20 protein-coding genes are annotated in these 21,818 nt (G+C 63.9%); 2 read left to right on the forward strand and 18 right to left on the reverse strand.

What is annotated here, in order from left to right:
* Window positions 1-27 precede the first annotated feature (27 nt).
* From ACWCOM_RS11800 to ACWCOM_RS11835, 8 genes are all read right to left on the reverse strand, one after another.
* Complete coding sequence (locus ACWCOM_RS11800; RefSeq protein WP_454548943.1) at window positions 28-939, reverse strand: hypothetical protein; 912 nt, start codon at window positions 937-939, stop codon at window positions 28-30.
* Window positions 940-2,604 (reverse strand): HsdM family class I SAM-dependent methyltransferase, encoded by a 1,665-nt coding sequence (locus ACWCOM_RS11805; protein ID WP_454548944.1) that lies wholly within the window; start codon window positions 2,602-2,604, stop codon window positions 940-942. It lies immediately after the preceding gene.
* Window positions 2,605-2,848: 244 nt separating this feature from the next.
* Window positions 2,849-3,658, reverse strand: a complete 810-nt coding sequence (locus tag ACWCOM_RS11810; protein WP_454548945.1) for a DUF6602 domain-containing protein — start codon at window positions 3,656-3,658, stop codon at window positions 2,849-2,851.
* Window positions 3,633-4,130: a Mov34/MPN/PAD-1 family protein gene (locus ACWCOM_RS11815; RefSeq protein ID WP_454548946.1), complete on the reverse strand. Its 498-nt coding sequence runs from the start codon at window positions 4,128-4,130 to the stop codon at window positions 3,633-3,635. The genes ACWCOM_RS11810 and ACWCOM_RS11815 overlap by 26 nt, the downstream gene beginning before the upstream one ends.
* A complete protein-coding gene (locus tag ACWCOM_RS11820) occupies window positions 4,127-5,545 on the reverse strand; it encodes a ThiF family adenylyltransferase (RefSeq protein WP_454548947.1) in 1,419 nt (472 codons plus the stop codon). Before ACWCOM_RS11820 ends, ACWCOM_RS11815 begins: the two co-directional genes overlap by 4 nt.
* The gene (locus ACWCOM_RS11825) at window positions 5,542-6,519 is read right to left on the reverse strand and encodes an SMODS domain-containing nucleotidyltransferase (RefSeq protein ID WP_454548948.1); all 978 of its coding nucleotides are present in this window, start codon (window positions 6,517-6,519) and stop codon (window positions 5,542-5,544) included. The genes ACWCOM_RS11820 and ACWCOM_RS11825 overlap by 4 nt, the downstream gene beginning before the upstream one ends.
* 197 nt (window positions 6,520-6,716) lie before the next feature.
* Window positions 6,717-7,046, reverse strand: coding sequence for a histone-like nucleoid-structuring protein Lsr2 (locus tag ACWCOM_RS11830; protein WP_454548949.1), 330 nt, complete (start codon window positions 7,044-7,046; stop codon window positions 6,717-6,719).
* A 39-nt stretch (window positions 7,047-7,085) separates the two neighbouring features.
* Window positions 7,086-7,250: a hypothetical protein gene (locus ACWCOM_RS11835; protein WP_454548950.1), complete on the reverse strand. Its 165-nt coding sequence runs from the start codon at window positions 7,248-7,250 to the stop codon at window positions 7,086-7,088.
* Window positions 7,251-7,805: 555 nt separating this feature from the next.
* On the opposite strand from ACWCOM_RS11835, the gene ACWCOM_RS11840 reads away from it, so the two are divergent.
* The gene (locus ACWCOM_RS11840) at window positions 7,806-8,399 is read left to right on the forward strand and encodes a recombinase family protein (RefSeq protein ID WP_454548951.1); all 594 of its coding nucleotides are present in this window, start codon (window positions 7,806-7,808) and stop codon (window positions 8,397-8,399) included.
* A gap of 202 nt (window positions 8,400-8,601) precedes the next feature.
* Here the strand turns inward: ACWCOM_RS11840 and ACWCOM_RS11845 are convergent, their stop codons facing one another.
* The 6 genes from ACWCOM_RS11845 to ACWCOM_RS11870 all read right to left on the reverse strand — a co-directional run bounded on the left by ACWCOM_RS11845 (window position 8,602) and on the right by ACWCOM_RS11870 (window position 15,389).
* On the reverse strand, window positions 8,602-9,270 hold the full coding sequence (locus ACWCOM_RS11845; RefSeq protein ID WP_454548952.1) for a metal-dependent transcriptional regulator: 669 nt from the start codon (window positions 9,268-9,270) through the stop codon (window positions 8,602-8,604).
* Between the two features lie 25 nt (window positions 9,271-9,295).
* Window positions 9,296-10,540, reverse strand: coding sequence for an Nramp family divalent metal transporter (locus tag ACWCOM_RS11850; RefSeq protein ID WP_454548953.1), 1,245 nt, complete (start codon window positions 10,538-10,540; stop codon window positions 9,296-9,298).
* A 1,249-nt stretch (window positions 10,541-11,789) separates the two neighbouring features.
* Entirely contained in the window at window positions 11,790-12,005 is a 216-nt protein-coding gene (locus ACWCOM_RS11855; RefSeq protein WP_454548954.1) for a hypothetical protein, read from the reverse strand.
* Between the two features lie 51 nt (window positions 12,006-12,056).
* A complete protein-coding gene (locus ACWCOM_RS11860) occupies window positions 12,057-12,851 on the reverse strand; it encodes a cytochrome c oxidase assembly protein (RefSeq protein ID WP_454548955.1) in 795 nt (264 codons plus the stop codon).
* Between the two features lie 679 nt (window positions 12,852-13,530).
* On the reverse strand, window positions 13,531-14,610 hold the full coding sequence (locus tag ACWCOM_RS11865) for a sensor histidine kinase (protein ID WP_454548956.1): 1,080 nt from the start codon (window positions 14,608-14,610) through the stop codon (window positions 13,531-13,533).
* Between the two features lie 56 nt (window positions 14,611-14,666).
* Complete coding sequence (locus ACWCOM_RS11870; protein ID WP_454548957.1) at window positions 14,667-15,389, reverse strand: response regulator; 723 nt, start codon at window positions 15,387-15,389, stop codon at window positions 14,667-14,669.
* Between the two features lie 456 nt (window positions 15,390-15,845).
* Here ACWCOM_RS11870 and ACWCOM_RS11875 point away from each other — a divergent pair, with 456 nt between their 5' ends.
* Complete coding sequence (locus ACWCOM_RS11875) at window positions 15,846-16,661, forward strand: WecB/TagA/CpsF family glycosyltransferase (RefSeq protein WP_162460010.1); 816 nt, start codon at window positions 15,846-15,848, stop codon at window positions 16,659-16,661.
* 65 nt (window positions 16,662-16,726) lie between these two features.
* On the opposite strand, the gene ACWCOM_RS11880 is transcribed toward ACWCOM_RS11875, so the two are convergent.
* The 4 genes from ACWCOM_RS11880 to ACWCOM_RS11895 all read right to left on the reverse strand — a co-directional run bounded on the left by ACWCOM_RS11880 (window position 16,727) and on the right by ACWCOM_RS11895 (window position 21,729).
* Complete coding sequence (locus ACWCOM_RS11880) at window positions 16,727-17,746, reverse strand: SURF1 family cytochrome oxidase biogenesis protein (RefSeq protein WP_454548958.1); 1,020 nt, start codon at window positions 17,744-17,746, stop codon at window positions 16,727-16,729.
* 243 nt (window positions 17,747-17,989) lie between these two features.
* Window positions 17,990-18,601, reverse strand: coding sequence for a copper resistance CopC family protein (locus ACWCOM_RS11885; RefSeq protein WP_454548959.1), 612 nt, complete (start codon window positions 18,599-18,601; stop codon window positions 17,990-17,992).
* Between the two features lie 140 nt (window positions 18,602-18,741).
* Window positions 18,742-19,341 (reverse strand): hypothetical protein, encoded by a 600-nt coding sequence (locus ACWCOM_RS11890; protein WP_454548960.1) that lies wholly within the window; start codon window positions 19,339-19,341, stop codon window positions 18,742-18,744.
* 231 nt (window positions 19,342-19,572) lie between these two features.
* Complete coding sequence (locus ACWCOM_RS11895) at window positions 19,573-21,729, reverse strand: cytochrome c oxidase assembly protein (RefSeq protein ID WP_454548961.1); 2,157 nt, start codon at window positions 21,727-21,729, stop codon at window positions 19,573-19,575.
* Window positions 21,730-21,818: the final 89 nt, after the last annotated feature.

Here is a 21,818-nt window from a genome sequence, read left to right on the forward strand (position 1 = left end):
GATCGGGATCCCAGACCGGCCTTGGGGTCATTCTCCTTCGTGGACGGCCAGTTCCTTCCCGGTGTAGCGTCCGCGGGCTTGGACGTGTTCGGAGACCGGGGTGGCTTCCAGGACCGTTTCGATCAGGGAGGTGAAGAACTGGGGTGCTCCGAGGTCTTCGGGCACGCCTTCGCTGAGTTCGTCGTCGGGGCCGGTGGTGTGGTCGAGGACCCGCACGGAGTCCCCGGGGTTCGCGTCGTCCCATTCCAGGAGCAAGAGGCAGGTGGCGGTGTAGCCGTTGCCGTCGCCGCGGTCGCGTAGTTTGCGCATCATGTCCACGGTCTTCTCAAACGCGGCCTTGTCCTTCTCACCCAGGATGGTGGCTCGTTGGACGAAGAGGAACCCCACTCCGGCCAGGGGGTAGCGGGCGCGGAGGTTGCCGGCGTCTCCGTAGGCTTCTTCGAAGCGGTTGGCCACGTTCTTGCCGAAGGAGGCGGTCATGGCTTTGGTAGAGATCAGCAGTTCCGGGCCGCGGTCCCAGCGGGCCATGGCCACATCGACCTGTTTGACGTAGGCCCGCCCCAAAAACCGGGCATCAGAGGGCGCCACACTGGTCAGGGCCGGCAGGCGGCGGGCGATCTCCGCACTGAGGGTCCTGGGGAGCTTCTCCATCAGCAGCCGCACGTCCCGGGGCAGCACCCGTGGGCGGGTGGCCCGGGGCCAGACGTCGTCGGGGTCGAAGCCGGCCCGGCGCAGTTCGTGAGCGACCCAGGCGTCGATGCCTTTGGCCAGGCGCCCGCTCTGGGTGGTGGCTTCATCGGCGATGGGCAGGCGCACCAGGTCCTGCAGCAGGTTCGTGTCGATGCGGTAGCGCGGTGTGGGCCCGGCGTGGTCCCACGGATTGGCGGCCAGGTCCGCGGCGGCCAGGACGGCGTCGAATTCCCCGTGCTTGGCGGCCACTTACTTCACCGACTTGGAGCGGGCGACCCGGCGAGCCTTGAGCGTGGCCCGCCCCTGAGCCAGGGCTTCGAGATCCTCGGGGGCCATGCCGAGGCCAGCGACGAGCAGCACCTGGTCGACCAGGGCGGTGGCCCGGTCCCGGTCCCCGTTCTCCAGCAAGGCGGTGACCTTCGGTTTGATCGCCAGCAGTGCTTCCCGGTGCTGCTCCAGCAGCTCGGGGGAGGGCACATGCCACCGGTCGGCTTCCCGCGGTTCAATCTTGAGCATCCCACCCCCGTAGGCCCGGCCCACGGTCTCCGCGCTCAGGGAGGTGACCGTGTTCAGTGCGGCCAGCGGCAGCAGCTCCTGACCCAGCTGGTGATAGGGGTCGGCCAGGTACACCCCGTGCACGGAGTTCAGGTGCCGCACCCGGGCGGTGTTGGTGGCCAACTGCGGGATGTCGGCGTTCATGTAGGTCAAGAACAGGTCCGGGGCCTCCAGCAGCGGGGTGCGCCACCACGGGGTGCGGACCCGGCACTTATAGGCCTGATCCACCCCGGCGGCCTCCCCGGCGGCGATCTTCACCTTCGCCGCCGCCGATGGGTTGACCCCGGGGCGGAAGAGGTAGGTGGCCGAGCCTGCCTGGGTGAGTTTCTTCAACCGGGCCGGGGTCAGGGCCAGCTGGCGCAGGTGGCTGGAGCCCGGTGGGGAGATCCGCACCACCTCCCCACGTCCCAGGCCGAGCTCGGCGACCTCCTGGGCGGTCATGGTGAAGTACCGGTTCCCGCCGGTCACCGCCCCGAGGCTGGTCTTGCCCCACATCCGCAGCTCGGTGAAGGCAGGGGAGTCGGCCACGGTGTGGAACAGGGCGCTGGCGATGGGGGAGACCATCGCGGCCGTCCACTTCTCCCCGGTGCTGGTCGGCACCCAGGTGGCCGGGGCCCCGAGGTGGGCCAGATCCGCGGCGTTGTGCGCGTGGAAGAGCTGGAACCGGTCCGTGGGGCCCTGGGCCCAGCCGCTGGCCAGCAGCAGCACGACCTCTTCCTGGACCGTGGGGAAGACCCGTTCGGAGAACAGCACCAGGTCCACCTCGGCAAAATTCTCCATCAGGAACGACCGGACCGGGGCGGCGTAGTTGGTCGACAGCAGCTCCGCCGGCAGCACCAGCCCCAGCTTCCCGCCCTCACGCAGGAACGCGGTGGAATGGGCCACGAACGCCGCCCAAGAAGAGGCGAGCTCGGACAGCTGGACCCCTGCGGCGGCGGCCGCGGCACGGGAGGCGGCCCGGGAGGCCCCGGCGTGGGCCTGGTAACGGATGTAGGGGGGATTGCCGATCACCGCATCAAAGCGTGGGGAGGCCGGGACTTCGAAGAAGTCCGAGACCTCCAGGTGGGCCTGCGCCCCGTGATCGGCCAGGACCTCGCTGGCGAAAGCGGCCGAGGACTCGTGCAGCTCCACCCCGACCAGCTCCACCGCCCCGCCCACGGCCTGAGCGCGGGCGGCGGCGGAGAGGAGGAAGGCTGCCTCACCGGCCGCCGGCTCCAGCACCGCCTCGGTGGTCTCATCGATGGCCCACTGCGCGATGAAGTCCACGATCGCACCCGGGGTGAAAAACGCCCCCCGAGCCTTGCGGAGATCGACGGTGTCCCCGCCACGCAGTACATCAAGAGCCACAGCTTCGGTCATCCCACCATCCTAGGGCGACCCCCCGTCACGGTACGCCAGCTCAACCACACACCTCCAGGTCAGCATCAGATCAGTGCGGGGCACTCGCCAATCTCAAAAGTAAAGCGGATATGCCCTCAAAGCCCCAAAATATTCAGCTTGCCTAAACAGGGCAACACGCCAGAAGCTGCGCTGAATCGGCCACTAAAAATTCACCTATGGCGAAAAAAGGCAAACAAGCATTATGAAAAAGTAAAAACGCTAATTAGCCACCGGGTGCGTCGATGTCAGGATAGTCGCTGGCTTTAACGTCATCCAAAATTGCTTCATAAACCTGAAGATCAACAGCTGGGGCGGTGCCAATAGCTTGAAGTCGGCGGAACAAGTGCATCGTGAACCAAATAAGCTGAACGTCAGAATTGGAAAAAGTTAACCCGGGGGACAGTATTTTCGTATTGCAGTCATTGGGAACGTGATCAAATCCTGTATCAAGGAGAGATAAACCTAAATCAATATGCGTTTCCCCCTGGTGCTTTCTAAGATGACTTACCCCAACATCGCTGGATAGGCCGCTAGCCCAATCAGTGCGAAGGGCAAGAATCCCCCCGATGATTGGTCGATCCCGAAGAGCAGGGCCGTCCTGGGTGCCATAAATGTCTACAATGGGCGCTGATGTTCGATTCAATCTCCGAACACTAGCAATTTTGTTAGCCGCGTATGCTACATGTTTGGAATTTATACTCTGTTTGATTTCAAAAATGGCGTAAACACTTTCGACAGGGACAAACCGATGACCACCTGATTCAAACCAGAGCGGGGAATATTGGCGGTCGTAAATGGCTAGATCGATTTGCTCACTTTGACCTCCCTTGGCATCAAGTGCATAAATACCACCAACTTCGTAGCGGCCAGGAAGAAAAGATTTCAGCATTCGAGTCCAGTTCGCCTCCGTGGCATCGCCGAGGGTCGTGGGGTGTTTGGTGAACTGAAGAGGAAGTTCAAGCTCTGCCGACAATAATTTTTGTCGTTCCAAAAAGGCTTGGCGGAGATCAATTGTGTTTGTCTTTCTTGCCATAATTCTCAATTGCCCTTCTAATGGGTGGGTAGGGAGTAGCAACTGGCTTTCTATTTTGAGGCAACACTACTGTCGGATACGTGCTCACACACACCCCGTCCGTGGCAACAACAACGTACGCGAGGCTGTGTGCATTTCCTTTCGATGCCTTAACAAAGGTCCTTCGGTCGATCCAACTTGGCGGGCTCAAGGCCGGATGTGAATGCCACGCCCCGACATATCCGCGTCGAGCATCATCGGTAAATGTTCTGTACTTGTCCAACGCTTGGTTGACGAGATCAGGATCAAGTTGATAGGCGGATGAAGTAAGGCCTGTGGACAGTAGCTCTATAAAATCAACGACAACGACTCGGTGGTCTTCGCGCCAACCGATTAGTATTCCACCGGTTTCCAAGGGGCGAGCCATAACAGCCGCCTCCTCAAGGCATATATGGACAGTATCAGTAATAAAAAGGCAGTCTGTCTCAATCACAGAAATTCCTGCACCTCTGACTGGGCAGTTCCCTTAATGAAATAATCAACGATCTTTCTGCACGCCATCGCTGCAACTTCTTGCACCGCATACGGTGGCGTCGGGGATACGGGATCGCCACACCCTTTTTCAATACCGTCGTCAGCTAGGGGGAGCATGTATGTCACCTCAACGTCCGGTTCTTCGGAGGTAGGGTGCACAGTCACCACATGAGAGCGACCTTGATTAGCGAGGTAGACAGTAATAATTTGGGTCTTCGCATCTTTCGCTGCTTCACGCAACAGGGTGGTCGTTACTTGGTTAGCCGTCGCATCGATCACCAGATCTGCCAATTCAATAACATGTCTAGCTTCGATCATCGTAGAGAGAGACGTATTGTGATAACTAATCGATTTATGGTCAGTTCCCAACGTTCTCGCCATCGCTTCGCCCTTCATCAAGCCAATAAAATCGGGAGAAGCAGCATGTCGAACCAAGTTTCCCGGACGTAACCTATCGCCGTCAATCAGAGTGAGTCGGCGTGCTCCCGAGCGAAATAGTCCATCAGCAACAAAAGATCCCACTGCGCCAACACCTACAACCACGATGTGACTTGATTGCAGTACTTCAGCTTGAGGCCCGGCTCGGAGTGAGGTAATTTCCTCGCTCCACTCTGCGCAATTAATTGCTTTGGCACTAACTAAACCGTGTTGCACGGACATTGCAAGTCCGAGTATACCCGTATAACCAGCTCTCGAATACCGAACTAAAAGCAATTTGATACGTCCCGAACGAACTAAAGATTCAATTTTACCCAAGTTAGAAACTAGATTCTGCAAATCCTCCCATTTGCGTGGGGGTTGAATCAGTTCGCCCACGTCAGTTAGCATTCCGTAGACGTTCCTAGGCTTTTTGTTTCGCTTTGCTGCCTTGTGCGGGATGCCTGCTTGGAAAAGTACGCCCGAATTACTGCCCCATTGAAACCTGAGGTCTTTGCCCACCGGCCAATTAGACAAATCCGAATGAACAAGCAGTTTATATCTGCTGCTCTGTTCCCAGTATCGCTCAAGGTCCAAATCTGGATTGGTTTCGTTTGGCCATCCGGCATCGGCCTGGACCAGCCAGTTGGTTATTTTCGTGAGTAATTCGCCATGCTGAAACCACGGAAATTGACCTGGTTGGGTCTGAGAGTACAAGCACATAGAACCATCGAAGTTCTGATGCCAGGTAAGCGGGGCACCATCTGTCCGCTTCACACTCGGCGGATACGTTGGGTAACCGCTACGCATGTTAATTTCAACTGGCCACGAGCGTCCGTCATCATGGGAAACAGTTCCGGACCATACCCCATTTTCGCATTCGAGGAATCCCTTGACTTCCAATTCATAAGTAAGGTCCGCATGCAGTGGGGTGAATAGAGGGTCAACTTCCATCATGCGTACCGTTGCGGCTCTTTGCTTCCGCTGCGGTCGCCGACGTATACACGGGACTTGCTGGTGCCGTCTTCATTACAGTCGGAGGGGAGAGGATAGACCCAGTCGCCGTCAGAGTTCTGTCCCAGTAGCTCTCTGAAGGCAACTTCTGCTTTGCACCGCTCCTGATCGCGGGTTTTTTCAGCCCGTGTGGCGGCCTCTTCAAGCCTGTCTCGCGCAGACGTCCATTGGAAGTCAGTGGCCCGAAAGAACAGTTTCTCTATTGGTCGTGTTGGATCAGGGATTTCGATGTTCTGATCAACTTTTTCGCGAGTTACGTCTGCCAAGCCCCGAAGGGCTGATATATACAACTCTCGCAATGTTATGCCGTCAACTCGACCTTCTTGGCATGCTTTATAGAGAGCTGTTTCTACATAAAGTCCACCCGGCCGCTTAATGCCTAATGCTCGTCTAGTCTGACGCACCAATTTGACTAGAGGAACGTACATATCTGCCAGTTCTTTATTCATGGCTGTGCTACATGCCGTAAGCTCTTCCGGATTGGTTTCTTGCCAACCAGAAGCAGGGTCACCTTTGTCGGGTATTTCCCAGTATTTGTCCCCCGGCCGAGCGGGCACTATATCCACATGTAGACCGCCCCAAGTTGCAACTTCGACATTTAGCGATCTTGCCTGCGGCGTCACGGCGTCTTCACCGTAGTGGGCTTTGATGACCTTAGAAAAATGGTTCAGAGCCTGACGGCCCGTAACGTTTTCCGGAACGGTATCAAGTCGGCAAAATACGTCTACATCTTTAATGCGGCGGATCGCTACTTGGCGCCTGTATGATCCAATTAGAACCGGATTAATGCCCCATTCGCGCAACTTCTGGTCCTGGTTCATCACGTCTCTGATGTCCAGGTGGGCTTGTGCTGCCTGCGATTTGTCTGACTTAGTAGGCTCGATGTGTCCGAGGGCTTCTTCAAAGGCGCTAGCCATCTTGCATTTTCCTCTCCCTTTGCTAACAGCAAAGGGTAGGTCATGCACTAGCAAATCGCATGTATATCGAACTACATGACGTGGTGCGTCAAAAGGCACCCACGGCTTTCCTTGGCGACGCAGCCCGCGTGCGGCTGGAGGCGCTGGGCCGTTCAGCCGCACGCGGGCACTACCCGACCTACCCCGGGGTCAACACCTCAATTGGCGGCGTAGTAGGCATCGCGGATGCTTTGGTGGATGCGGCCGCGGTCGGAGACCTCGTAGCCGTTCTCCTTGGCCCAGGCCCGGATCTTGGCGGTGTCCGGGTCGCTGCCCGAGGCCCGGGACCGAGTGCTGCGGGCGCCACCGCCGCGGGTGGCCTTGCGGCCGGCTTCCGCGAAGGGACGCAGCGCCTCACGCAATTTCTCCGCGTTGGTGGTGGACAGGTCGATCTCGTAATCCTTACCGTCCAGGGCGAAGGTGATGGTGTCGTCGGCGGGGCCGCCGTCGAGGTCGTCCTCGAGGTGTATTTCGACTTTCTGGGCCATGGGCGATGTTCCTTTCGATATCCGGCTGGGGGAGTGGGGTCAGAGGTGGTCGGGGTCGTTGTCGGCGGACACCTCAGGGGCCGCATCGTCGACTGGTGCTTCTGCTGGGTCCATGGCATCTGCCGGTGCCGTGGTCTTTGTGCGGTTGCCGGTGATGACGGTGCCCTCGGTCGCAAGGTCCACGCAGAGCATGCCGTCCTCCACGAAGGGCTTCCATCGCCGGGTGGCGGTGGTATCGATGCCCTAGTGGGCGGTGAAGGCCGTGGCCGAAATGACTGCCTGTCCGGGTCCACGCTTGGACGCGCTGCGCACCGCATAGGCGTGCGGGGGGGGGGGAATTATCAGTGGCGCGCACCGCCATGACCTGACGCTCACGGTCGTAGAGTAATTCCACCGTTTCCGCGTTGTCGATCAGGTCATAGGCGGCCTTGTTCAGCGAGATGACTCCGCGCTTCTGGATAGTCACGCTTGGCGCCTTAGCCAGCGGAGTCATTCTCTTGTCGAACACCTCGAACGGCATCGTGCCTTCTGTGGCTTGCAACTGATGGAGTACATGTTCATTGTAACCATTGCCCGAAATGCTAGAACACCTACCGGTAGCCGGGGAGGGTGTCTTGGAAGGTAGGGGATGCGAGACGTCTCGTCACGAGAATTTGCGCCCGCATGTTTCCGCGGTTTGCTGTGTCTCGCATCCTTGTGCTTTATCGATGCCCCTAGAATCGGATACTCAACGTCAGTTACGAGACAGATGGGGTGGACTTGGGGAAGCTGATCGGGTATGCCCGGGTGTCGACGCGGCAGCAGGACGCAGACCGTCAAGTGTCTGACCTGCTGAATGCCGGCGTGCGGCGCGATGACATCTATACCGACCATGGAGTGTCTGGGGGCCGTGCGTCACGTCCCGCCTTCGATAACGCGGTGGCCGCACTTGAGAAGGGCGACACCCTAGTCATCACCACGCTGGACCGGTTGGGGCGCTCGACGCAGAATATGCTGGCCTTTGCCGAGGCGCTGCGGGCGAGGGGAGCGGGACTGAGGGTGCTCAACCTGGGTGGGGGAGACGTGGACACCGCCACCCCGATGGGTTCGATGGTCTTCACCGTCATGGCAGCTCTGGCGCAGATGGAGCTGGAGATCAAGCGGGAGCGGATCACCGACTCGGTGGCCAAGCGCCGGGCCGCCGGCAAGGACCTGGGCGGGCGGCGCCAGACTTTCACTGACTCCCAGATCCGTAACGCCCTCCGGCTCATCGACGGTGGGGAGCCGGCCACCCAGGTGGCCAAGGACCTCGGCATGTCGCGGGCGACGCTCTACCGGCGCATCCGGGAGCTGCCGCATGCGACGACCATCTGAGTACGTCTTGCCTGTGGACATCGTGATGCGTATGACGCACCTGTGCGGGCCTTTTCATTGCACGGGGTAAACGGGCATGACAATCACGCCTGGTTGCTTGAGCTTCGGGTGGGTTCATCCGCACCTGCTCGAGGCCCCCTATGGGTTCCTTGGGGGCCCTCTTGGCATAGCCCGGCAGGGCATGCTCAGCAAGGGAGCGTGGTCAGCGGGGTACAACCCAGATCGCGGCGGCGTCCTCGGAGTCCAGGATGATCCGGTGTTGTGGGGCCACCGTGAGCGTGGCCGCCCCGTCGGGGGTCCGGTCGGCCAGGTGCAGGGCGGTGCCCGGGGTCAAGTCGTGATCGTGAAAGCGGGTGAGGCGGTGCGGGTCGGCGTCGGAGATGCGGGTGATCTGGTAGGCCCCGGGTGGGGCGGTGTCCAGGCGCAGGGCGTGGGTGGGGCGGTGAGGGTGGCCGTCGGCGGAAGGGATGGGGTCTCCGTGCGGGTCATGGGTTGGGTGGCCCAGGGTGGTGTCGATGCGCTTGATCAGCTCATCCGAGGCGGCGTGCTCGAGGCGTTCGGCTTCCTCGTGGACCTGGTCCCAGGCGTAGCCCAGGGTGGTGACCAGGAAGGTTTCCAGCAGGCGGTGGCGGCGGACCATGGCGACCGCATAAGCACGGCCTTGACCGGTGAGGGTGACCGGCTTATATGGCCGGTACTCCACCAGCCCTTGGCCCGCCAGGCGTTTGACGGTGTCGGTGACGTTGGGGGCTGTGGTGCCCAGCCGAGTGGCCAGGGCGGTGGTGGTGATGGGCGGGTCTCCCCACTCGGTGGCCGACCAGATCGCCTTGAGGTAGTCCTGGGCCACCGGGGTGATCTCGCTCAGGTTCATGGGTCCCACGCTACCGGGGGTCATCTCAGCCCTGCCCGGTGATCATGAGTCCGATCAGGGCCAGGTTCAGCGCCACGATCAGGGCCACCACCACCCAGGCCGCCACTCGCAGTGGCACCGGGTTGACGAAGCGCCCCATCAGGGCTCGGTTGCTGCTCAGGGTCACCAGCGGGATCAGCGCGAAGGGAATGCCGAGGCTGAGTACGACTTGGGAGAGCACCAGCGCCCAGGTCGGGTCCACCCCGGCGGCGATGATCACCAGGGCAGGGATCAGGGTCACGGCCCGGCGGATGACCTGGGAGATGTTCCGGTGCAGCAACCCGCCCATGATGTTGGACCCGGCGTAGCAGCCCACCGAGGTCGAGGCCAACCCGGAGGCCAACAGGCCGAGCCCGAAGGCGATCCCCACGGCGGGGCCCAGGGCGGCGGTGATCGCCGCGTGGGCGCCTTCGATGGTGTCGGTGCCGGGCACCCCGGCGAGGTTGCCGGCGGCCAGCAGCAGCATCGCGATGTTCACGGAGCCGGCCACCAGCAGGGACAGCACCACGTCCCACCGGGTGGCGACCAGCAGCCGGGGCAGTGCCTGGGGTGGGGGCGGGTTGCCGTGGCGATCCCGGGCCAGGGCGGAGTGGGCGTAGATGGCGTGGGGCATCACGGTGGCCCCGAGCATGCTCGCGGCCAGCAGCACCGTCTGGGTGCCCTCGAATCGCGGGACGATCCCGGCGGCGGCCTCGCCCCAGGAGACGGGGCCGAAGAACAGTCCGGAGACGAACCCAGCCGTGATAATGACCAGCAGCCCGACGACGACGAACTCGAAGGGCTGCTGCCCGCGCTTAGACTGCAGCGCCAGCAACCCCATGGAGACCACCCCGATGATCACACCCCCGGCCAGCAGCGGGATGCCGAAGAGGATGTGCAGGGCGATCGCCCCGCCCAGCACCTCGGCCAGGTCCGTGGCCGCGGCCACGGCCTCGGCCTGCACCCAGTACGCCAACCGCCGCCGGCGCGGCAGGCGCTGCCCCAGCAGCTCAGGCAGGGAGGAACCGGTCACCAGTCCCAGCTTGGCTGACAGGTACTGCACCAGTACGGCCATCAGGTTCGCGGCCACCAGCACCCACACCAGCAGGTACCCGTATTGCGCCCCGGCGGTGAGATTCGCTGCGACATTGCCCGGATCCACATAGGCCACCGCGGCCACGAACGCCGGGCCCAACAACCACGCCAACGGCTGGCGGCCCACCCATCGACGCCCAGTCGCCGGCGCGTCCATCCCGGACCCGTCCGGTGGTCCCGGCGGTGTCCCGGTGGGTGCTCCCTTCGGTGGTGCCGGTCGTGACGGCGGCCTGGGCGTCATCGCTCTCATGGAAAGTTAAGCTAGGCGAACTTTCTGCTTGGGGGAAGTGATCCGTGGTCTTCAGGGACCTCCTCGTGGCCTGGCGTTAGGGGCTCGCACTGCGCGCCGCCTGTGCGGCCGGGGTGGTTAGGCAGTGAGGTTGGCGACCTCATGGTCGCAGGATCTGGTTGGTCATCGCCGCTCACACCCGATGACCCCTGACCCTCCGACCGTCGATCTGCGCAGGCTTTGGGAGAAGCCCTGTCCCGAACATGGCTTACCGGTATGCCATGAGCCGTCGACGGGCTGACACGAGATCGCGGCCGCAAGCGGCCTTATTTTTCTTGTCCCAGGGGACCGACTGAGGCGTAGCTCCCGGTCACGCACGAAATGTAACGGCTCATCGGTCAGGTAGTTGGAAACGGTCGTAGTGTCAGAAGAATGAGGGGGAAGGGCAAGAATGCGGAGACCATGGGGGATGCGGGTCTCGCTGTAGCGTTTGTGGTGTTCGGATGCGTACTGGTGGGTTTGCTCACGTATGTCTTCTGGAGGGGGTCCGTTGACTTGGTGTTGGCGCTCGTCATCGCAGTAGTTCCGGTTGCGGTATGCCTGGCGTGGCTGTGGTCACGGATGCGCTGAAACATCGTCGGGCGGAAGTCCTAGCAAGGCGCGGCTGACGGCGGAATGGGGTGCGAGGATGTGCCGGCGCCTCGAGAACAGTGGGCACGTGTACAAATGGGCAGGCTCAGCTTGGGCGACATGAGGTATCCGCGGGGAACTGGCACTTGACCCGGCCTGCGGGGTTGCAGGCGACGCAAGTCGTTGGTCAGGAGTCCTGGGTCCAGGACCCGTTCCGGTCGCGGTCTGCGGCGGCTGCCGAGGGCGGCTCGGTGGGTGAGTCTCACGCTGCGGCCCACGGCCCGTTCCAGAGGGATTCGCCCCGAGGTTCGTTGCCATGCGGTGGCGAAGAGCGCAACGGTCCCCACCTGGACGCCGAACCAGAGGTAGGGCTGGTCGTAGTGCACTTCGGTGGGCAGAGTCAGCGGGTGGGCCGTGTGCAGGGTAAGGGTCATCGCGCTCATGATCGACAGCGGCACCAGTCAAGCACCGATCCGATGCCCGGCACCGGCTGAGCCAGCACCCGCACTTACGTTCGCTGGCCAGGATCGTGATAAGTGACCCAGGCTCAGCGCTTCGGTGCGCTATCGGTGGGGGAGCGGGAGCCGAAGGAGAGGGCTCCACCGTCACGTTGCTTCAGTTCTTCATACCAGCGTGCGGCGTCGTCTTGGGAAGCCAGCTCGGCGGCGCGCTCGGTACGGTCGCCACGGAAGATCGAGCGCAGAACGAGCCAAAAGATGAGGCCGATGCAGATGGACGGCAGCACGGCCGCGATGTATTCCATAGACGTATTGTCCCTCGGCAATCTGGGCGGATGCTGGCGCCGGCTCCGTGCTCAGCGCGACGCACGAGCGCCTGATTGAGGTATTCCACGAGGGCGGGTGGCGCTGTACCACTGGGCGCAGAAAACGATGATCAAGGTGACGTCCACGGCGTCCCCGCCGTAGTACATGATCTGCGCCCCGGTGCGTGCGTCGGTGGATTCAACGCCGGAGGGCGGGTGGCCATAAAGCCATTTGGCCAGGATCGAGTGGGCTGTGAGGAACCCGATGAGCGCCGTTGCCCGTAGAGGAAAAGAGCTGCGGTGCGGGTTGGGGTCAATCCCTACTATCGCTACGGTGAAGAGATACCCGGCCACGAGGACGTGGGTGTGGATGAGCGCGTGCAGCCACACTGAGGTGTGCATCAAGTGGTACAGATCAGTGGTGTAAAGCGCCCACAGCCCTCCGGCGTTGAGCACCACGGTGACTACCGGATGGGTCAACCCACGCACAAGAACGGTGCGCAGAAGGCGGGAAAGTTTGCGGGCCTTAGCTACGGGTAGAGCGCGCAGCGCAAGGGTGACAGGGGCACTGAGCGCTAGGCACAGTGGCCCAATCATGCCCAATAGCAGGTGCCCAACCATGTGAGCGGAAAAGTTCGTGCGGGCGGCTTCAGCAACCGGCCCCACCAGCCCGGCCCCGGCACAAAAGACCCCGGCGTACCACAGCACTGTGCGGTGGATCGGCCACCGTCCACGGCTTCGGGACGCCCACAATCCCGCAACATAGCCGACCGCAGCCAGCCCCAGCACCATGATTGCGAGGTATCCGAACAAAGCCCCACTGATGAAGCTGTGATCGTGACTCATCACGGTCACCATAGTGCAAACCGACGGAACGGTGGACTGGACGTGTTGGCCCTGAGCTTTGGACCGCATGGCCATCCGGTGCTCATGCAACGCCGCTGAGATACGCGGCGCAGCAGGGCGCAGCCACTGTCCAGAGGCGCCACTTCTCGATGCTGGTCCCGATTGTTGAGCTTGAGTAAAGGCGCCGTGTAGATACCATCAAACCTGGTCAAATATGGCTTCACGCCCTATTTCCCGGGCTGGAGAAGACGTAACTTTCAGATTGAGGACCCCCAGTTCTCATTGGCCGGTGCCCCGGACAGTCCTTCCGGGTCAGCGGTGTGAGGGTGCCCTGGTTCGGCCTCCCCCGAAGCCAGGGCACCCTTTAAAACGAACTTGCGTGACCTTAGCGTCATAGATATGACGGCCACCATAGGTTCTCCACGCAGAAGCCGACAATGCGGCATCAAGCTTTTATTTTGTTGTACCGCTTATACAGCCATTGGCTTTTGCCAGCGGCGCAGGGAATCCCTATGAGGAATTGAGGTGACCGGAGCGGGAGGCGCCGGCGTAAGAATCTCACTCCGGCTGGCCCCGAGTGAGCCGGCGAAGGTTCGCTACTGCCTGGGGATGCTGGAAGCGTTGACATGCCTGACCGTGTCTACCGCTGTCACAAGCCACTCGGGTGCTGGGGCTGAGATCAGTCCGTGGGTGTGCGGCGGGGCAGATGGATGCGGAAGCTGGTCCCGCGCCCGGGTCCGGGGCTGGTGGCCTGCAGGGTTCCGCCATGGGCCTCGACCAGTGATTTGCTGATGGCCAAGCCCAGTCCCGAGCCGACACGGTGAGCTTCCCGACCGGCGTCGGCGCGGTAGAAGCGCTCAAACACGTGCGGAAGGTGCTTGTCGCTGATGCCTTCCCCGGAATCGGTGACGGTGACGGTGACGGCGTCTGGGGTGTGATTGGTGTGCACGGTGATGGATCCACCGGGCGGGGTGTGCCGCAGGGCGTTCTCCAGTAGGTTGCCCAGCACCTGCCCCATTCGCTCCCGATCCAGCAGCACCGGGGCGACCCCCCTGCCGGTGCTCAAGGATGCGACCGACACATCCTTACCGACTGCGTCGGGCTCAATGGCCGCGACCGCCTGGACCGCCAACTGCTCAGGGTCTTGAGGGGTGAGCTGCAAGCCGGTCGTGCCTTCTTCAGCGGCGGTGAGCTGGCGGATGTCGCGGGCCAGGCGCTCCAGCCGGGCGATCTGGGCGTCCAGAATGCTCGTGGTCCGATCATCCCACTCGACCACCCCGTCCTCGATGCCTTCCAGATATCCTTTGAGGCTGGCCAAGGGGGTGCGCATCTCATGGGCCAGATCGGCCAGCATCTGGCGGCGGGTAGTCTCCACGGCGTCGAGTTTGGCGGCCATCTCGTTGAAGGACCCGGCCAGGGAATCGAACTCCGGACCCAGTTTCGCCGAGGTCACCCGCACCGCGTAGTTGCCAGCGGCTACCTCTTGGGCAGCGGTGCTGAAAGAGGCCAGGGACCGACCGATCGCGCGGTAGAGGTAGAAGGTGAGCAACCCAGCGATGTAGAGGGCCGGCAATCCACCGATGGCCAGAGCTGTCAGGCTTACCGACCGGAAAGCGTGCTCCAGATGCACCAGCCCGGCGGCTTCATTGGCGTGGCCGGCTTGGACGAGCTCGTAGTAGAACATTCTTGGCCCGAGGACCACCGCGGTGATCACCACGATGAGCAGCCCGACGGCCAGTACCGCAGTCTGGGCCAGCATCAACCGCACCGTCAACGGACTCCAGGACCAACCGCGGGCTGTTGTGGCAGGGCTGCTCATGTTCCGGTGCCCATCCGGTATCCGATCCCGCGGATGGTGTGGATGAACCGGGGGCTGGTGGCCTCATCGCCGAGTTTCTTGCGGATCCGTCCGATGTGCACGTCCACCAGGTGCTCATCCCCGGTCCAGGCCGTGTCCCAAACCATTTTCACCAGCTCTTGGCGGGAGAGCACCAGCTGCGGGTTGGCCACCAGGCACAGGAGCAGGTCGAATTCGATCTTGGTCAGTGCCACCGGCTCCTGGCCCAGATGCACCTGGCGGGAGGCCTCGTCCACCACCAGGTCCCCAATCACCAGCTTCTGCTCGCTGTGCTGCGCGGTCGTAGGAGAGCCGACGTCTCGAGTACGCGCCCGGCGCAGCATGGCCTGTACCCGGGCTACGAGCTCACGTGGGCTGAAGGGCTTGGTCACGTAGTCGTCGGCGCCCATCGACAGGCCGACGATCTTGTCGACCTCATCATCACGAGCAGTGAGCATCAGCACGTGGCACTGGGAGAAGGCCCGTACCTGACGGCACACTTCGATCCCATCAATACCTGGCAATCCAAGATCAAGCACCAGCACATCTGGGTCAAAGGCACGTACGGCTGTGACGGCTTCGGTGCCGTCGTGGCGCACAGCGACCTCGAGGCCGGCCTTGCGCAGATACCCCTCGATCAACTGCGCCAAGTCGATCTCATCGTCGACCACCAGGATCCGACCGGTCATGGGCGGGGGCATGTGGGCTCCTTGATTCGTGAATGGGGGGGCAGTGTTCGGTCCACGGCATTTGAAGACCGGCGATCCGACTGGGTCAACGAGGTCTCCGAAGAGGGGAGTGGGGGAGTGAGCGTGTCAACATCATGCAGGCCAACTGGTCGTAGCTTAAGCGGCTTTGAGCACCGGCATGTGGGAGCGCGCCAATGATCCGGATGGTGTTATCGCCCCGGATCGGACATGCAAACGACTGCACATGGGGGGACACCGCAGCGCGGAAGTGGGGGCATCCCAGACACGTCATGCATTGCTAATGTGAATTCGGCGAGCATTGGGGGAGACACGGGCTGGTGTTCCGAATGCTGCGCCCACGGGCTGGTGTCCCGTGCGCCACTTGAGATCTGGGGGATCCCACGGCGGTAGGCGATGTGCCGACCGCCGAACGATGAGGCAGCAATTGCCGAACCGATGGGGGAACACATGCTCAAGTACCAGGCCCACGCGGACAGGCTGGGCAAGATCGAGATTCCGATCAGCGGCATCCGGGTGACACCAATGGACTCCAACGAGTTGCACCAGTGGATCTCGCAGACATGGGAGGAACACCGCAAGGCCGTGATCCTGGGCCACAATCTGCACAGTCTTTACACCTGGGAGATCAACCCGACGTTCCGTGCCTTCTACGACAAGGCAGAGGTGGTGCTGACGGACGGCTTTCCCATTCTGAAAATGGCCAAGTGGTGCTCCGGGCGCCGGCTCAGCGCCCGGCGGCACCGCCTCGGCACCATGGACTGGCTGCCCGGCCTGATGCGGTGCACCCCGGTGCGGCGCGTTGCGGTCATCGGCGCGAGCCCTGAAAGCAACGCGCGCACGGTCGAACTGCTGCGTGCAGAGGATGCAGAGCGCACGGTTGAGGGTTGGTCTGGCGAAGGGTGGAATCCCGGGCTTGAGGACCACATCGTGCAGGCTGTGCAGGAGTTCCGGCCGGACTTCGTCATCGTGGGCCTGGGCATGCCGCTGCAGGAAGAGTTCCTGAGCCGGCACTGGGAGAAGCTGCCGACGGCGATTTACGCGGCCGTGGGGGGAGTGATCGACCAGTACTCCGGTATCCAGAAATCGGCCCCGCGCTGGCTCGGACCCCTGGGCTTGGAATGGGCCTACCGGCTGGCCACCCAACCTCGGCGGCTGGGTCACCGGTATCTCGTCGAACCGTGGATCCTCGCCTACCTCCTGACGACCAAGGCTCTCCTTGCCGGACGCCGCAAGGGTGGACGTCAGGTCTTGAACCGACCCTGAAGGGCGGGCCGAGACTGACAGTCCTGGCCCACCGCCTCGAGGCGGCCCGCAAGAACAACGGTGAGTCAGTACGACCGGCCCGCGGACCGGAACGGAACGTGGCTTCCGCTCCGGTCCGCGCCGGTCGTCTCCAGGAGGTCCAGCATCGCGTCCTCCTCGTCCTCCCAGGTGGGGCGGGTGCGCCGGCGCTGCGGCTTCGGGCGCATCAGGGACTTCAGGTGCGGGGGCATGTCGTCGGCCATCTCCATCTGGCGGATGACGAGCTCCTCGTCGCCCTCGCCGATGTAGGTGCCGTCCTCGTCGTAGAACTGGGAGAGGTGGCGTTCCATCTCCGCGGCGTACTGGCGGTCCCACTCGTCGTTGCGGGCCTGCTGCCGGGCGGCGTAGCCGTAGGCCACGAAGAACAGGGCGGCGAAGGCGTACCACTGCAGGGAGTAGGACAGGTGCGGCCCCGGGTCGACCTCGGGCTCGGGCGCGGGCGCCGGGGCCACGGCTGGGGCCGGGTCCTCGGCGAAGACCTCCCCGTAGGCGGCCGTGCCGATCGGCAGCCCCCACTGCTCCCGGAGCTCCCGGAGCTGGATGGAGGCGATCTGGCCCTCCGGGGCGCCGCGGTCCACGGCGGGCTCGCCGGGCTGCAGCCGTGCGGTGACGGTGACTTCGCCGGCGGGCGGGCCGGGGACCTCGTCGGGCATCCCGTTGGCGGCCGAGCCGGTGGGGATCCAGCCGCGGTCCAGCACGACCACGTCCCCGCCCTGGGTGCGGAAGGGGACGAGGACCTCGTAGCCCACCCGCCCGTTCTGGGGACGGTTGCGCACCAGGACCTGGTCCTCGGCGAGGTACTCCCCGGTCAGGGTCACCGGGTGCCAGGTGAGCCGCTCGTCGAGGGCGGCGAACTGGGCGGCCGCCTCGTCCCCGGTGAGGGGGGCGGCCCGGTAGTTCTGCGTGATCTTGGTGTTCTCTCCGACCAGGTGGTCGTTGCGGTCCATCTGCCACCCGCCCAGGTACACGGCCACGGCCGCGGCGGCGCAGGCCATCAGGAGCCAGAACAGCCACTTGCCGCTGAGCAGGAAACGGTAGGCACCCATGTCAGATCCCACCGTCTGCCCGGTGGCCCTGGCAGGACAGGTGCGACGTATCGGGCTCCGTCGGGGAAGCTGCGATGCTGCGCGGTGACAACAAGCCGAGCCGGTCGAACGTCACGGTGGTCGCGCTCCTCAAGGTATGCGGTCGGTCTATCGGGGCGATCCGGTACAGGCCCCAGGGGCGCGGCGACAGCCGCGCCCCTGGGGCCTGTACCGCGCAGCCTCTGCGCCGGCCCAGCTGCGGGATTAGCTGTTGCGGCGGCGACGGGACATCAAGCCCAGAAACCCGATCACGACCAGCGCCAGCACCACCACAGTGGCGCCGACGGCCCAACCGGAGAGACCCCCGGAGTTCTCCTGGCCGGCCGCCTCCTGAGCTTGGGCGGAGCCGTCCGAGCTGTCGGCGCCCTCACCGGCCGGGGCTTCGGACGGGGTGCTGCTGAGGCTGGGAGCCGGGTTGGGGGTGTCCGTCCCGCCGCCCACCTCGTAGCTGTAGGTGCCTTCGATGGGGTGTCCGTCGCTGGAAACCACCCGCCAGACCACTTGATAGGTCCCTTCCTCGGACCCGGTCTCGGCCAGGGGCTGGATCACCTGGGAGCCGTTGCGCTCGAGTGGTCCCTCGGTCACGGACTGCCCCTCGGGGCCGGTCACCAGCACCTGGTGACCAATGTCCATGATCTCCCCGCTGTAGGAAAGCTTGATCTGTTCGGGGGCGGTTTCCAGTACGGCATTCTGCTCGGGGGAGGTGCTCAGCACCTCGTCGTGGGCGGCGGCGGGGGCCAGCCCCAGGGCGGTCAGGGCGCCTACCGCGCTCAAGGTGGCGGCGGCACGGCGCAGAACAGAAGTGGTGGTCGGCATGGTGGAGGAGTTCCTTCCAAGGGGCAATGCGTGAGTGGGTCAGACAGAGCCGCCGCGCCGGTGGGCGATGCGGCGGCCAGCGAGTCGTCGAGTCTGCCATCCGAACTCACGGCCACGACCGGCCCCACCAGGGGTGGTGTTCAGCCGGTGGGCACCAGGGTGAGCCCGGTCGGGAGCAGATGATTCCGACGACAAGCTGCCGGTGGTCCGCGGTAGGAGCGCACCGGGCGCAGCAGCGACTGATCCGTCAGTACGTGCGGGCGCCTCTGTGAGACAGGTCGGGGCCGGTGCACCACGACCGGGGCGGAGAAGACTCGCCACAACTGGCGCACGCGCAGTCGCAGGGCGTCGAGCAGACCCACGAGGGCCACCTCGCCGCGGCGCAGGAATCCGTACGTGACCGCAGCGGCCAGCACGTGGAAGTCCAGCATGCCCGGGCCACCATGCACCGCAGGAGCCTGAGCCTGCAGCACCAGGGCCGGTCCGATGGCCGGTGTGCTCACCTGCGCGTGGTGGGTGGCGTCGACCACGGTCGTCACGGATCCGGCGACGGTGAAGATCAGATGGAAGACACCCTGGCTGACCAGCACACCGGCGAGCAACAAGGAACGGGAGAGCACCCGGCCGGCCAAGGCCATGCACACCGGCCCGGACAGGGCCAGGGACAGCAACACCAACAGCAGCGGAGGGACCTGACCACCGGCGACCACGTGAGAGGCAGCAGCGAAGGCCGTGGCCATCCCGGCTCCGGCCCACCCGCGGGCAAGACGGCGTGCACGTGCGCCCACGTCTCCACCCCCTCGATTCATCAGCCGCTCGAGGCGGCGATCCCATTATGTGGTGGCTTTCGACAGTCCCACCAAATCGACCGGCCCTGGCCGCAGGTGCCGGTCGAGTCAACACCGCGGTGCGTCGTCTCTCCCCGGTTGTCAGGTTGCCGCGAATGTCACTGCCTCTTGCGCGGCCCCGGCTCAGGGGCGCCTCATGGGCTCGTCGCGCTCGGCAAGCCGAGCCATCATCTCGTTGTAGGCCTTCAACTCGGCATCATCGGTGCGGTCCGCCTGGCGATCCACACGACGGTTCTCCTTCTTACCCTCGATCGCCCACATGATCGCCACGACCACAGCGACGACGACGGTGGGGAACTCTCCGATGCCCCACATCAGCGCCCCACCGAACTGCTGGTCCTCGATCGCACTACGGCCCCAATCCCTGCCCATGTTCGCGAACCACCACTCCTGCAGCAGGGTCTCCGAGCCCATCAGGGCCACCCCGACAAAGGCGTGGTAGACCATCGTGGCCAGCAACAACATCAGGCGCATCATGTGCCCGGGGCGGTACGGGATCGGATCGCTGCCGATGAGCACGAGCATGAACAGGTACCCGGTGATCAGGAAGTGGGTGATCATGAACACGTGCCCCACGTGGTACTGCAGGGTGACCCCGAACAGTGGGGTGAAGTAGAAGACCACGATCGAGGCCGCGAAGTTCACCGCGGCGAAGATCGGGTGAGTCACGATTCTGGAGAACGTGGAATGCACCAGGCGCAGGATCCACTCGCGCGGCCCGCGCGAACCGTCCTGGCGGGCCTCCAGCGCCTTGAGCACCAGCGTCACCGGCGCCCCCAGCACCAGGAAGATCGGCACCACCATGGTCAGCGCCATGTGCTCCACCATGTGCGCCGAGAACAGCACCCGGCCGTAGACGGCGACCCCGCCGGAGGTGACGTAGAACAGCACCGCCAGCCCGATCAACCAGGAGAGGCTGCGCAGCACCGACCAGGAGTCCCCGCGGCGGCGGACCTGCACAAACGCCCACAAATAGACGGCGGCGAGGAAGACCACCACCGCCAGCCACAGCGGGTCCACCCGCCAGGTGGTGAACCAGGAGGCGGGCGTGGGCTCGGGAGGCAACGGGTACCAGGTGAGGATCTCGGCCGGGGTGGCATCCGCGGCGATCTCCTCAGGCACCGGTGGGGCGGTGCGGGACAGAGCTACGGCCACGCCCATGACCGCCCCCATGACCAGCAGCTCTCCGGCCACCAATTGCCACACCGCGCGCCGGGCGGTGAGCCGGCCGGCCTCCAGACCGGGAATCAGCCAGCGACGGTGGGCCAGCCCCGCCACCCCCAGCCCCAGGGTCAGGGCAGCTTTGAGGAGCACCAACTGCCCGTACGGGCTGAACAGCTGCTCCCAGGAACCGATGCGCACCGCTGCATTGACCGTCCCGGAAAGGAACACCAGGAAGAAAGCTCCGAAGGCGACCGCCGAGAAGCGACGCAGCACCACAGCAGCCATCGGCACCTGCCGTCGGGCCCCGACTCCGCGGCTGGCGCCCGCCGGCAGCGTGCCGGTGCCGGCATCGGAGGCGCTCAGCTGCGGCGAGAGCCAGGCGAGCACCACCAGCCCACCGGTCCACAAGCACACCCCCAGCAGGTGAAGGCCCAAGGAGTTCACCGCCCCCATGTGGTCCGCGCCCCCGGCAGCGTGACCGGTCAAAGCCATGGACACCAGAGCCGCGCACGCCAGGAGAAAGGTGAGCAACAGCCCCATCAGGGCCCGGACACCGAAGACGAGGGTGGTGACCACGGCAGCGGCCACCACGGTCGCCGACTGAGCCTGCCCCAGGGACAGATCCGTGGCGTAGTACAGCAGCTGCTGAGCGTAGGTCTCGTCCCCGCCCACCGGCACTCCCGCCACATCGGAATAGGACAGCACCAGCACGGCCACGGCCGCCACCGTCCACACCACCGACGCCACCTCGGCCAGTCCCATCGTGGCCGTGAACAGGGGATGCTCCGCTTTCTGGCCGTCGCCGCGGCCGTTGCCGTGACGGTTCCCGCCACGGGTTCTCGGCACGACACCGAGAGCGAAGAGCAAGGCCCCCAGCACCACGACCAGGGCGCTGTTGTGCACCACCTCGACCACCGGCAGGCCCCAGCGCACCAGCGCCCCCGGATCAGCGGCCAAACGCGCAGCCCCCGAGCCGCTGTAGAGCATCGCCAGGGCCAACACCACCAAGGCCACGATCAAGGCAGCAGCGATCTGCCACGGCCTCACCCTGTGATCGCCCGGCCTGCCCGGCCCGGTGTGCCTCTGCCCGGTGTGCTCGGGCGTTGTCGTACTCATCAGCTGCTCTCTTCCACCCGCCTGTGGGCGACGGGACAAGTTGCCTCCATTCTCCCTGGCTGATGCCCCGGTCAAACCCCCAATGACCG

This window comes from Kocuria sp. KH4, from assembly GCF_053711175.1.

What these genes read in the sequence shown, in the direction of transcription:
- ACWCOM_RS11870 (WP_454548957.1), bottom strand. Translation starts at nt 15,389, where the DNA reads ATGCCCCCGCCCATGACCGGTCGGATCCTGGTGGTCGACGATGAGATC.
- ACWCOM_RS11820 (WP_454548947.1), bottom strand. Translation starts at nt 5,545, where the DNA reads ATGATGGAAGTTGACCCTCTATTCACCCCACTGCATGCGGACCTTACT.
- ACWCOM_RS11830 (WP_454548949.1), bottom strand. Translation starts at nt 7,046, where the DNA reads ATGGCCCAGAAAGTCGAAATACACCTCGAGGACGACCTCGACGGCGGC.
- ACWCOM_RS11860 (WP_454548955.1), bottom strand. Translation starts at nt 12,851, where the DNA reads ATGAGTCACGATCACAGCTTCATCAGTGGGGCTTTGTTCGGATACCTC.
- ACWCOM_RS11825 (WP_454548948.1), bottom strand. Translation starts at nt 6,519, where the DNA reads ATGGCTAGCGCCTTTGAAGAAGCCCTCGGACACATCGAGCCTACTAAG.
- ACWCOM_RS11845 (WP_454548952.1), bottom strand. Translation starts at nt 9,270, where the DNA reads ATGAACCTGAGCGAGATCACCCCGGTGGCCCAGGACTACCTCAAGGCG.
- ACWCOM_RS11880 (WP_454548958.1), bottom strand. Translation starts at nt 17,746, where the DNA reads ATGGGTGCCTACCGTTTCCTGCTCAGCGGCAAGTGGCTGTTCTGGCTC.
- ACWCOM_RS11810 (WP_454548945.1), bottom strand. Translation starts at nt 3,658, where the DNA reads ATGGCAAGAAAGACAAACACAATTGATCTCCGCCAAGCCTTTTTGGAA.
- ACWCOM_RS11850 (WP_454548953.1), bottom strand. Translation starts at nt 10,540, where the DNA reads ATGGACGCGCCGGCGACTGGGCGTCGATGGGTGGGCCGCCAGCCGTTG.
- ACWCOM_RS11855 (WP_454548954.1), bottom strand. Translation starts at nt 12,005, where the DNA reads ATGGAATACATCGCGGCCGTGCTGCCGTCCATCTGCATCGGCCTCATC.
- ACWCOM_RS11890 (WP_454548960.1), bottom strand. Translation starts at nt 19,341, where the DNA reads ATGGCCACGGCCTTCGCTGCTGCCTCTCACGTGGTCGCCGGTGGTCAG.
- ACWCOM_RS11885 (WP_454548959.1), bottom strand. Translation starts at nt 18,601, where the DNA reads ATGCCGACCACCACTTCTGTTCTGCGCCGTGCCGCCGCCACCTTGAGC.
- ACWCOM_RS11865 (WP_454548956.1), bottom strand. Translation starts at nt 14,610, where the DNA reads ATGCTGGCCCAGACTGCGGTACTGGCCGTCGGGCTGCTCATCGTGGTG.
- ACWCOM_RS11805 (WP_454548944.1), bottom strand. Translation starts at nt 2,604, where the DNA reads ATGACCGAAGCTGTGGCTCTTGATGTACTGCGTGGCGGGGACACCGTC.
- ACWCOM_RS11895 (WP_454548961.1), bottom strand. Translation starts at nt 21,729, where the DNA reads ATGAGTACGACAACGCCCGAGCACACCGGGCAGAGGCACACCGGGCCG.
- ACWCOM_RS11875 (WP_162460010.1), top strand. Translation starts at nt 15,846, where the DNA reads ATGCTCAAGTACCAGGCCCACGCGGACAGGCTGGGCAAGATCGAGATT.